The sequence below is a fragment of the Helicobacter sp. MIT 01-3238 genome (genome assembly GCF_003364135.1).
Lineage (GTDB): Bacteria > Campylobacterota > Campylobacteria > Campylobacterales > Helicobacteraceae > Helicobacter_B.
In genome coordinates, this window is the sequence record NZ_NXLN01000009.1 from 79632 (window position 1) to 87980 (window position 8349).

Sequence of the window (8349 nt, forward strand, 5' to 3'; positions counted from 1 at the left end):
TTATAGCGTGATGCCATTTTCTCGCAAAGATTCTGCAAACTCTTTGACAACGCCGTGAAATAAATATCCATTGCGGTCAAACACAGCGTTGCTAACACCTTTTTTTTGCAAATCTTTGGCAAAAATACCACCAATTTGCTTAGCATTTTCTTTGTTGTTACCAATCTTTAACTTTCTGCCATCAATGCTTGCGATAGTCATACCTACCGTATCATCAATAGCTTGAGCATACAGATATTTATTGGAGCGAAAAATAGTGATTCTAGGGCAAGACTTCGTGCCTGAAATTTTACCACGAATACGAGCCTTTCGCTTAAGTCGTAGCGTCTTTTTTAGTTCTAAAATCTTTGGTGTCATTTTGCTATCCTTTTACCTAATTTTATATCTGTCATTTTTGTATTATGATTTTACTATTTTTTGGCAGTTTTACCTGCTTTGCGGATAATAGTCTCATCAATATACTTAATCCCTTTACCCTTGTATGGCTCTGGCGGGCGAAATTCGCGAATTTCTGCAGCTATCTGCCCAATTTGCTGTTTGTCGCTACCTTTGATGATGAGCTGATTTTTATCCACACTCATTTCAATACCATCAGGAATAGGATACTTTATAGGGTGAGAAAAACCAAGAGCAAGCTCCAATGTTTTACCAGCCACAGAAGCCTTGTATCCCACGCCATTTATCTCTAGTGTCTTGCTAAAACCACTTGTAAGCCCTAGCACAATATTGTTCGCCAAAGCCCTATAAGTGCCCCAAAACGCTCGAGATTGCGGAGTAGAATCCACCGCACTAAAAGTCAGCTCTTTGTTTTGCAAATCAATTTTTACTCGCCCGTGAGTCTCTAGCTCTTTACTTGCCTTTGCGCCTTTAAATACAATCCTACTCTCTTCTACACTTGCTTGAATAGAATCTGGGATAGATATAGGTCGCTTTCCAACTCTTGACATAATCGTTCTCCTTATGCTAACTATAACTTTATCAAAATTACCAAATGCTACAAAGTGCCTCACCACCAACATTTTGTCGATGAGCCTCATCATTTGAAATCACACCTTTACTCGTGCTAACCACAATCACGCCATAGCCATTTTTAAATCGCTTTAATTCATTATGTCCTTTGTATACACGGCGTCCGGGCTTGCTTATGCGCTTGATTTCATTTATTACAGACTTGCCTCGCTCATCATAAGCAAGCTGGACAAGGATAGACTGCTTTCCGTCTTTATCGTTTATGCTATACCCCTTGACAAATCCCCTTGATTTAAACACCTCAAGTATAGAAACGACAATCTTTGCATAGTATAGTGTTGTAGACTCTAATCGCCTCATTGATGCGTTGCGAATTCTTGTTATAGAATCTGCAATAATATCATTTACCATTTTTACACTCCTTACCAGCTAGATTTTCGCAATCCGGGAATCAACCCCTCATTGCCCATCTTTCGCAAGCATACCCTGCAAAGCCCAAAATCCCTATATACAGAGTGAGGTCGCCCACATACCTTGCATCGTGTATAAGCCCTCACGCCAAACTTAGCCTTTCGTTTTGTTTTTGCAATCATTGATTTTTTTGCCATTTTATCGTCCTTTTGAGAAAGGCATACCAAATAGCTCTAGTAGCTTGTACGCCTCTTTGTCATCTTGTGTTGAAGTGATTATGTTGATATTCATACCGTGCGTTACCATAATATCATCATAAACAACTTCAGGAAACATAAGCTGTTCATTTAATCCGAAGCTATAATTTCCACGCCCATCAAAGCCATTTCTTGGCACACCTCTAAAGTCTTTCACGCGTGGTAAAGAAATCACAATGAGTTTTTCCAGAAAATTATACATTTGATTCCCACGAAGTGTTACTTTTACGCCCACAGGCATACCCTCTCTTGTCTTAAAGCTAGAAACTGATTTTTTTGCCTTGGTAATAATCGCTTTTTGTCCAGCTATGATTGAGATAGTATCCGCAATGTTTTGCATAATCTTAGAATCTTTTGAGTAATCCCCTGCACCAACACTGATGACAATTTTTTCCAATTTTGGCAACAGCATAGGATTGGTAATATCTAATTCTTTCTTAAGTTGCTCTTTTATTTCTTGGTTATACTTTGTTTTGAGTCCAAACATTGATTATTCTCCCTCTTTTTTGACATTGGAAATGTGCATAGGCATTTCCTTGTTTATAAAGCCACCTTTTTGATTCTCATCATTTGGCTTGATAGCTTTTTTAGCAAGTTTGCAACCCTCTACAAGCACTTGAGCGCGTTTAGGATACACTGCAAGCACTTTGCCTACCCGCCCCTTATCATCGCCAGCGACAATCTTCACCATATCGCCTTTTTTGATTTTATACTTTATCATTTTTTGCTCTCCTAATTTTTCTTAAACACTTTTTATAGCACCTCTGGTGCTAGCGACACGATTTTCATAAAATTTGCATATCGCACTTCTCGGCTTACAGGACCAAAGATTCTCGTGCCGATTGGTTCTTTTTTGTTGTCCAAAATCACGGCAGCATTATCATCAAATCTCACTAGCGAACCATTTTGTCTATGAATCTCTTTTTTTGTCCTTACTACGACCGCCTTGACAACTTGAGCTTTTTTTACCTTACCATTTGGTATAGCCTTTTTTACAGAAGCGACAATCACATCGCCCACGCTAGCATACCTTTTGTGGCTTCCGCCTAACACCTTGATACACATAATCTCTTTCGCGCCACTATTATCAGCAACATTTAGCCTAGTAAAACTCTGTATCATATTTTTCTCCTGCTCTTTTCTATAAAGTCCAGCTACACACCAACTTGAACTATCTCTTTAAGATTGAAAGACTTTGTTTTAGAAATAGGCTTGCACTCTATCGCAGAAACAACATCCCCCACCTTGACTTGATTTTTCTCATCGTGAATAGTGTATTTTTTAAATCGTTTAACGATTTTGCGATACTTCGGATGCACCACCTTTCGTTCAACTAAAATCACGGCACTCTTATCACCAGCTTTAGAGACTACCTTACCCTGTATAAGTCGCTTATGCGGTTGCTTTTGCGTATCATTCATTTCTTAGTCCTTTTTAGCAGATATTGCCGTATTTATCCTAGCAATATCTTTACGAACAGAAGAAATCTTGCTAGTATTTGTTAGTTGCATTGTTTTAAGCTGTAAGCGAAGCTCAAAAAGCTCATTTTTTTTGTCTTTCAACATTTTTTGTAACTCGTTTTTTTCTTTATCTTTTATTTCAGTAAATTTCATTTTCACCCTCACTTGTGATGATTTTTGTCCTAAAAGGAAGTTTGCTTTGCGCTAGCATAAGAGCCTCTCTTGCCATTTGCTCTTCCACGCCCGTGATTTCATAGATGATTCTACCCGGCTTAATATTCATAACCCATTTTTCCACAGCTCCCTTACCTTTCCCCATCCTCACTTCTAGAGGTTTAGCAGTAAGTGGTTTATCTGGAAAAACACGAATCCATACCTTACCAGTGCGCTTGATATGCCTCGTGAGAGCAATTCTTGCAGCCTCAATCTGTCTAGAATCAATGCGTCCAAGCTCCAATGCCTTAATACCTATGTTTCCATAGGCTAAACTTGAGCCACGCATCGCTTTTCCACGATTGCGACCTTTCATCTGCTTGCGATATTTTGTTTTCTTTGGCATCAACATTAGCTTTGTCTCCCTCTTCTAGATTTATGACGAGAATCTTCGTAACCGTCCTCTTTACGCTCAGGTTGGATTCCTTTTTGTAAAATCTCACCTTTGAAAATCCACACTTTCACACCGATGATTCCATAAGTCGTATATGCTTCAGCAAAGCCATAATCAATCTTTGCACGAAGCGTATGCAGTGGCACACGACCCTCCATATACCACTCTGTCCGTGCTATTTCAGCACCAGCCAAACGCCCAGAAACTTTGATTTTTACTCCTCTAGCACCAGATTTCATTGCAGACTGCATCACCTTTTTCATTGCCCTACGAAACGCTACGCGTTTTTCTAGCTGTGTAGCAACATTTTCGGCAGCAAGTTGGGCATTTGCTTGTGGGCGTTTCACCTCCTTGATATTGATAGATACTTCTTTGCCAATCTCTTTTTTGAGTGCTTCTCGCTTGATTTCTATATCAGCACCTTTTTTACCGATGATAAGCCCTGGACGCGCTGCAACGACAGTTACGCGAACTTTGCTAGCTGCACGCTCAATGATGATTTCACTCACTCCCGCGTAATATAATTCTTTTTTTAGAAACTTGCGGATTTTATGGTCCTCTATAATGTTTGCGGGAGTTACTTTAGAGTTTGGAAACCATCGCGAAGTCCAATTTCGATTTATCCCCAGTCGAAGTCCTATTGGATTAACTTTTTGTCCCATAGCTATTTATCCTCATCTTTTTTTGTGGTTTTGGGTTTTGCCGTAGTTTTCGGATTGGTAGTTGAACTAGCCTTTGTTTCTTTGTTTGTCTTGGTAGCACTTTTTTGAGCCACTTTTTTTTGAGAATCATCTTGCTTTATTTTTGTGTTACTAGATTTTGTTTGGCTTGATTTATTTGCCACCGAAGCAGGCTCATTGGATTCTATCTTTTTTGCAGATTTAACACTTTGGTCCACCTTAGAAACTGTCTTTTTAGAGTTTTTAAAAGAAGTCTTTAGTGTGTCAATTTCACTCTGATTCATTACTTCCACAAGTATATGAGAAGTTGGCTTGCGAATCGGTGTAGCCCTACCTCTAGCGCGTGGCATAAACCTACGCAAAACAGGACCTGCATCCACTCTGCAAGAATGAACAATAGCACTTTTTGCCTCATATCCACCATTTGCTACGGCTGAAGCAATAATCTTCGCAATAATTTTAGCCGCCTTATTAGGAGTAAATTCTAGGCTTGCAAGCGCAATTTCTGCGTTCATTCCTTGCACTTCTCTTGCTACCAAACGAGCTTTTGTGGGGGACAATCGTATAAATCGTAATAATGCTTTGCTCATTTTTTACCTCTATTTACCAATTTTCTTTTGGACACTACCCTTGTGTCCCTTAAATGTCCTTGTAGGTGCAAACTCACCGAGTTTATAACCCACATGATTTTCTGTGATATACACAGGGACAAATGCCCTACCATTATGGACATTGAAAGTAAGCCCAATCATATCAGGTAAAATTGTGCTTCTGCGCGACCAAGTCTTAATAGGCTTGTTATCTTTTGTTTCCTTGCTTTTAGCCACTTTTTTCGCTAAGTGAGAATCTATAAAAGGACCTTTTCTAATCGACCTTGCCATTGTTGTTTCCTTTAATTATTTTTTCTTTCTTGAGATGATAAGTCTATCGCTCGCCTTTTTCTTGCGAGTTTTAAAGCCTTTTGCAGGCGTGCCCCAAGGCGAAACAGGGTGTCCGCTAGAACCTGTCTTGCCCTCACCACCACCGTGTGGGTGGTCTACTGGGTTCATAGCACTTCCGCGAGTTTGTGGGCGAATACCACGATGACGATTGCGCCCTGCTTTACCGATAGAAATATTGATAAAATCCTCATTTCCTACCACGCCGATTGTCGCCATACATTCTTCTAAAATGTAGCGCATTTCTCCGCTTGGCATTCTTAGGATAATGTATTTGCCCTCACGCCCCATTATCTGCGCACTTGCTCCTGCACTTCTAGCGAGCTGCCCGCCAGCACCGGGGTGCATTTCAATATTATGCACGATTGTCCCTATGGGGATAGCTTTTAGCTTCATAGCATAGCCTGTTTTTATATCTAGTCCAGATTCTGCTGCGATAACCACACTCCCTACACCTAGCCCGCTTGGTTGCAAAATATATCGTTTTTCGCCATCGGGGTAAGAAATAAGTGCGATTCTGCAATTTCTGTATGGGTCATACTCAATAGCCACAACCCTGCCCTCAATATTAAATTTATTGCGTTTAAAATCAATGATTCTATATAGCTTCTTTGCTCCACCCTCTTTGTGTCGGCTTGTGATTCTGCCGTTGTTGTTGCGCCCAGCACTCACAGACAGCTTTGTCAAAAGTCCTCGCACACTAGGTTTTGCGGTAATATCTTTTGAGCTAAGATTGCTCATAAACCTGCGGGAGGGCGTATATGGTTTGTAGGTTTTAATCGCCATTTGTTACTCCTAATCTTGTATCTTTAACTCTTTTACTTTTTAGAAAAATCTAAGCAGTAAGTGCATCGATTTTCGCACCCTCTGGAATCTTCACATAAAATTTCTTATATGAATTCCGTTGTCCAACTCTTCCTTTGAATCGCTTAACTTTGCCTTCTTGTCGCAAAGAATTTACTCTCAATGGCACAACACCAAAGTATTCTCTAAACACTTCTTTTAGTTGATTTTTTGTTACTTTTGTGGAAGTTTGCACCACAAGCACACTTTTTTCCTGTAACGAAAGTGATTTCTCTGTGTAAAGGATAGATTTTATATCAGTTATATCAGCCATTATTTCCCCTTATCGCTAGAATCTAAAAACGCCTCAAGCACTGCTTTTTCAATAACGACACTATGAAAAGCAGCTACAAGGTAAGCATTCATTTCATTACCGTCAATAAAATAGCAATCTTGTAGATTTCTATATGCTAAGAATGTTTTTTCATCGGCAATACTTTGTGCCACGAACAGCACACTACGCTCGCCAATAGACTTAAACACACCAAACGCGTCTTTTGTCTTGCCACTAGGAATACTTAGTGAATCTAGCACATACAGCTTTCCTGTGCTTGCTTTTTGTTGAAGCGCATACTCTAGTGCTAGTCGCTTCTGTTTTTTGTTGATTTTTATCTCATAGTTTCTGTTGTTGCTCGGTCCGTGAGAAACACCACCACCAACAAACACAGGAGAAGTAATACTCCCCGCACGCGCTCTACCTCCACCTTTTTGTGCCCAAGTTTTCTTGCCACCGCCACTGACTTCGCCACGATTTTTTGCCTTTGCACCATTGGTTCTAAGCGAAGCTAAATAAGATTTTATATACAAATAGAGATTATGCTCATTTATATCTTTATATCGCTCAGGTAGAGCAATTTCACTTGCTTTTTTAAACTTATTATCCAAAACTATTGCACTCATTTGCCACCCCTAATGACAGAGATTTTGCCCTGTGCACCATTATATCCAGCCACCGAGCCTTTTAGTACCAAGATAGAATTGTCTTTGTCAAAAGACACTACCTCTGCTTGCACGGTAACTTTTTCATTTCCATAGTGTCCAGCCATTTTTTTGCCCTTTTGGACACGCCCTGGCCACTCTCTATTGCCGATAGAGCCCACTCTGCGATGGAACCGTGAGCCGTGAGCTGCGGGACCACCTTGAAAATTCCATCTCCTCATTACACCGCTAAAACCACGACCCTTTGTGTAAAAAGTAGCCTTTACCCTCACCGCACTTTCTAAAACAGACATATCCAAATCAATTGCTTTTGATTTATTTGCTTCTTTGTTTGACTCTGCCTGTCCATCTGTTTGTCCATCTTGTTGAGCCTCGCCATTCACGCGGAGCGTTACAAAACGATTAAACTCTTTGCTTAGGCTATATTTCTTTTGTTGCCCTGCTATGGATTTGTTGTGTGCTTTACCTCTTGGATATGCCACTATGACTTTTCCATTTTCTTGTGTATCACACACCTTAGCATTGATGATTTTCAACAAAGTAACAGGAATGCTAGGAGAACCTATCGTCCTACTCATTCCTATTTTTTCTACCAAAAATTCCATTCTCTTTCCTTAAATCTATGACTTTAACTTCTGTTATCTACCGATATACCTGCTAAAAATGCCTACTTACTCATTGAAGTAACTTCGACATCCACTTCAGGTGCTAAATCTAGCTTCATAAGCCCCTCGACTGTATCAGGTGTAGCAGACATAATATCTATGATTCTACTATGTAGTCGTATCTCAAACTGTTCTCGAGAGTCCTTATTGATATGTGGCGAACGAAGCACAGTGTATTTTTTCTTTTTGGTAGGCAAAGGTATCGGTCCACAAATCTCTGAGCCTGTGCGCTTCACCGCCTCTACTATCGAAGCTACCGAGCGGTCTAAAACCCTATGGTCATAAGCCTTAAGCTTAAGTCGAATCTTTTCCATAATATTTCCTCTATAACTTTAATCTAAGAAAATGTTGCGCCTACATACCTAAATGCCACTATGCTACCAAATGCGCCTAAAACACCGATAAAGAACATCGCTAAACACTCCAAATAGTGCTTCCAAATAGCACACCGCCAAGCAGTATCGCAAAACAAAAGCGTAATTTTAGTGAAAAATAAAACTTTAGTCAAGACTTTTTGCCTATTTTTCGCAAAAGTTTTGTTTTTTTGCTTCCTTACAACAAGGAATAAAAAGCGATAAAC

The 8349-nt window shown here is 39.9% G+C and carries 18 protein-coding genes; all 18 read right to left on the minus strand.

The features are described 5' to 3' along the window. The gene (gene rplR, locus CQA40_RS04590; RefSeq protein ID WP_115519749.1) at positions 1-357 is read right to left on the minus strand and encodes a 50S ribosomal protein L18; all 357 of its coding nucleotides are present in this window, start codon (positions 355-357) and stop codon (positions 1-3) included. A gap of 53 nt (positions 358-410) precedes the next feature. Next, positions 411-947: a 50S ribosomal protein L6 gene (rplF, locus tag CQA40_RS04595; protein ID WP_115519750.1), complete on the minus strand. Its 537-nt coding sequence runs from the start codon at positions 945-947 to the stop codon at positions 411-413. Positions 948-984: 37 nt separating this feature from the next. Beyond that, complete coding sequence (gene rpsH / locus CQA40_RS04600) at positions 985-1380, minus strand: 30S ribosomal protein S8 (protein ID WP_023927903.1); 396 nt, start codon at positions 1378-1380, stop codon at positions 985-987. A gap of 11 nt (positions 1381-1391) precedes the next feature. Continuing rightward, the gene (locus tag CQA40_RS04605) at positions 1392-1577 is read right to left on the minus strand and encodes a type Z 30S ribosomal protein S14 (protein ID WP_023927904.1); all 186 of its coding nucleotides are present in this window, start codon (positions 1575-1577) and stop codon (positions 1392-1394) included. A 1-nt stretch (position 1578) separates the two neighbouring features. Continuing rightward, a complete protein-coding gene (rplE, locus tag CQA40_RS04610; protein WP_115519751.1) occupies positions 1579-2124 on the minus strand; it encodes a 50S ribosomal protein L5 in 546 nt (181 codons plus the stop codon). A 3-nt stretch (positions 2125-2127) separates the two neighbouring features. After that, entirely contained in the window at positions 2128-2358 is a 231-nt protein-coding gene (rplX, locus tag CQA40_RS04615) for a 50S ribosomal protein L24 (RefSeq protein ID WP_023927907.1), read from the minus strand. Positions 2359-2390: 32 nt separating this feature from the next. Then, positions 2391-2759: a 50S ribosomal protein L14 gene (rplN, locus tag CQA40_RS04620; protein ID WP_023927909.1), complete on the minus strand. Its 369-nt coding sequence runs from the start codon at positions 2757-2759 to the stop codon at positions 2391-2393. Positions 2760-2791: 32 nt separating this feature from the next. Then, positions 2792-3058, minus strand: coding sequence for a 30S ribosomal protein S17 (gene rpsQ, locus CQA40_RS04625; RefSeq protein ID WP_115519752.1), 267 nt, complete (start codon positions 3056-3058; stop codon positions 2792-2794). 3 nt (positions 3059-3061) lie between these two features. Continuing rightward, complete coding sequence (gene rpmC / locus CQA40_RS04630; RefSeq protein WP_023927911.1) at positions 3062-3250, minus strand: 50S ribosomal protein L29; 189 nt, start codon at positions 3248-3250, stop codon at positions 3062-3064. Then, the gene (gene rplP / locus CQA40_RS04635) at positions 3237-3662 is read right to left on the minus strand and encodes a 50S ribosomal protein L16 (RefSeq protein WP_023927913.1); all 426 of its coding nucleotides are present in this window, start codon (positions 3660-3662) and stop codon (positions 3237-3239) included. Before rplP ends, rpmC begins: the two co-directional genes overlap by 14 nt. Continuing rightward, positions 3662-4366 carry a 30S ribosomal protein S3 gene (gene rpsC, locus CQA40_RS04640; protein ID WP_023927915.1) on the minus strand — a complete coding sequence of 235 codons (705 nt, stop codon included), beginning with the start codon at positions 4364-4366 and terminating at the stop codon, positions 3662-3664. Before rpsC ends, rplP begins: the two co-directional genes overlap by 1 nt. 2 nt (positions 4367-4368) lie before the next feature. After that, on the minus strand, positions 4369-4974 hold the full coding sequence (gene rplV, locus CQA40_RS11570) for a 50S ribosomal protein L22 (protein WP_115519753.1): 606 nt from the start codon (positions 4972-4974) through the stop codon (positions 4369-4371). Positions 4975-4983: 9 nt separating this feature from the next. After that, the gene (rpsS, locus tag CQA40_RS04650; RefSeq protein WP_115519754.1) at positions 4984-5265 is read right to left on the minus strand and encodes a 30S ribosomal protein S19; all 282 of its coding nucleotides are present in this window, start codon (positions 5263-5265) and stop codon (positions 4984-4986) included. A gap of 15 nt (positions 5266-5280) precedes the next feature. After that, positions 5281-6108 carry a 50S ribosomal protein L2 gene (gene rplB, locus CQA40_RS04655; RefSeq protein ID WP_115519755.1) on the minus strand — a complete coding sequence of 276 codons (828 nt, stop codon included), beginning with the start codon at positions 6106-6108 and terminating at the stop codon, positions 5281-5283. Between the two features lie 49 nt (positions 6109-6157). Further along, the gene (locus CQA40_RS04660; RefSeq protein ID WP_023927920.1) at positions 6158-6439 is read right to left on the minus strand and encodes a 50S ribosomal protein L23; all 282 of its coding nucleotides are present in this window, start codon (positions 6437-6439) and stop codon (positions 6158-6160) included. Then, positions 6439-7065 carry a 50S ribosomal protein L4 gene (gene rplD / locus CQA40_RS04665; protein WP_115519756.1) on the minus strand — a complete coding sequence of 209 codons (627 nt, stop codon included), beginning with the start codon at positions 7063-7065 and terminating at the stop codon, positions 6439-6441. The genes CQA40_RS04660 and rplD overlap by 1 nt, the downstream gene beginning before the upstream one ends. After that, a complete protein-coding gene (gene rplC / locus CQA40_RS04670) occupies positions 7062-7709 on the minus strand; it encodes a 50S ribosomal protein L3 (RefSeq protein WP_115519757.1) in 648 nt (215 codons plus the stop codon). Before rplC ends, rplD begins: the two co-directional genes overlap by 4 nt. Positions 7710-7771: 62 nt before the next feature. Continuing rightward, positions 7772-8083, minus strand: a complete 312-nt coding sequence (gene rpsJ / locus CQA40_RS04675) for a 30S ribosomal protein S10 (protein ID WP_023927923.1) — start codon at positions 8081-8083, stop codon at positions 7772-7774. Positions 8084-8349: the final 266 nt, after the last annotated feature.

Bases quoted from the DNA above. Each gene is read 5' to 3' on its own strand.
- rplR (WP_115519749.1), bottom strand. From the start codon at position 357: ATGACACCAAAGATTTTAGAACTAAAAAAGACGCTACGACTTAAGCGA.
- rplF (WP_115519750.1), bottom strand. From the start codon at position 947: ATGTCAAGAGTTGGAAAGCGACCTATATCTATCCCAGATTCTATTCAA.
- rpsH (WP_023927903.1), bottom strand. From the start codon at position 1,380: ATGGTAAATGATATTATTGCAGATTCTATAACAAGAATTCGCAACGCA.
- CQA40_RS04605 (WP_023927904.1), bottom strand. From the start codon at position 1,577: ATGGCAAAAAAATCAATGATTGCAAAAACAAAACGAAAGGCTAAGTTT.
- rplE (WP_115519751.1), bottom strand. From the start codon at position 2,124: ATGTTTGGACTCAAAACAAAGTATAACCAAGAAATAAAAGAGCAACTT.
- rplX (WP_023927907.1), bottom strand. From the start codon at position 2,358: ATGATAAAGTATAAAATCAAAAAAGGCGATATGGTGAAGATTGTCGCT.
- rplN (WP_023927909.1), bottom strand. From the start codon at position 2,759: ATGATACAGAGTTTTACTAGGCTAAATGTTGCTGATAATAGTGGCGCG.
- rpsQ (WP_115519752.1), bottom strand. From the start codon at position 3,058: ATGAATGATACGCAAAAGCAACCGCATAAGCGACTTATACAGGGTAAG.
- rpmC (WP_023927911.1), bottom strand. From the start codon at position 3,250: ATGAAATTTACTGAAATAAAAGATAAAGAAAAAAACGAGTTACAAAAA.
- rplP (WP_023927913.1), bottom strand. From the start codon at position 3,662: ATGTTGATGCCAAAGAAAACAAAATATCGCAAGCAGATGAAAGGTCGC.
- rpsC (WP_023927915.1), bottom strand. From the start codon at position 4,366: ATGGGACAAAAAGTTAATCCAATAGGACTTCGACTGGGGATAAATCGA.
- rplV (WP_115519753.1), bottom strand. From the start codon at position 4,974: ATGAGCAAAGCATTATTACGATTTATACGATTGTCCCCCACAAAAGCT.
- rpsS (WP_115519754.1), bottom strand. From the start codon at position 5,265: ATGGCAAGGTCGATTAGAAAAGGTCCTTTTATAGATTCTCACTTAGCG.
- rplB (WP_115519755.1), bottom strand. From the start codon at position 6,108: ATGGCGATTAAAACCTACAAACCATATACGCCCTCCCGCAGGTTTATG.
- CQA40_RS04660 (WP_023927920.1), bottom strand. From the start codon at position 6,439: ATGGCTGATATAACTGATATAAAATCTATCCTTTACACAGAGAAATCA.
- rplD (WP_115519756.1), bottom strand. From the start codon at position 7,065: ATGAGTGCAATAGTTTTGGATAATAAGTTTAAAAAAGCAAGTGAAATT.
- rplC (WP_115519757.1), bottom strand. From the start codon at position 7,709: ATGGAATTTTTGGTAGAAAAAATAGGAATGAGTAGGACGATAGGTTCT.
- rpsJ (WP_023927923.1), bottom strand. From the start codon at position 8,083: ATGGAAAAGATTCGACTTAAGCTTAAGGCTTATGACCATAGGGTTTTA.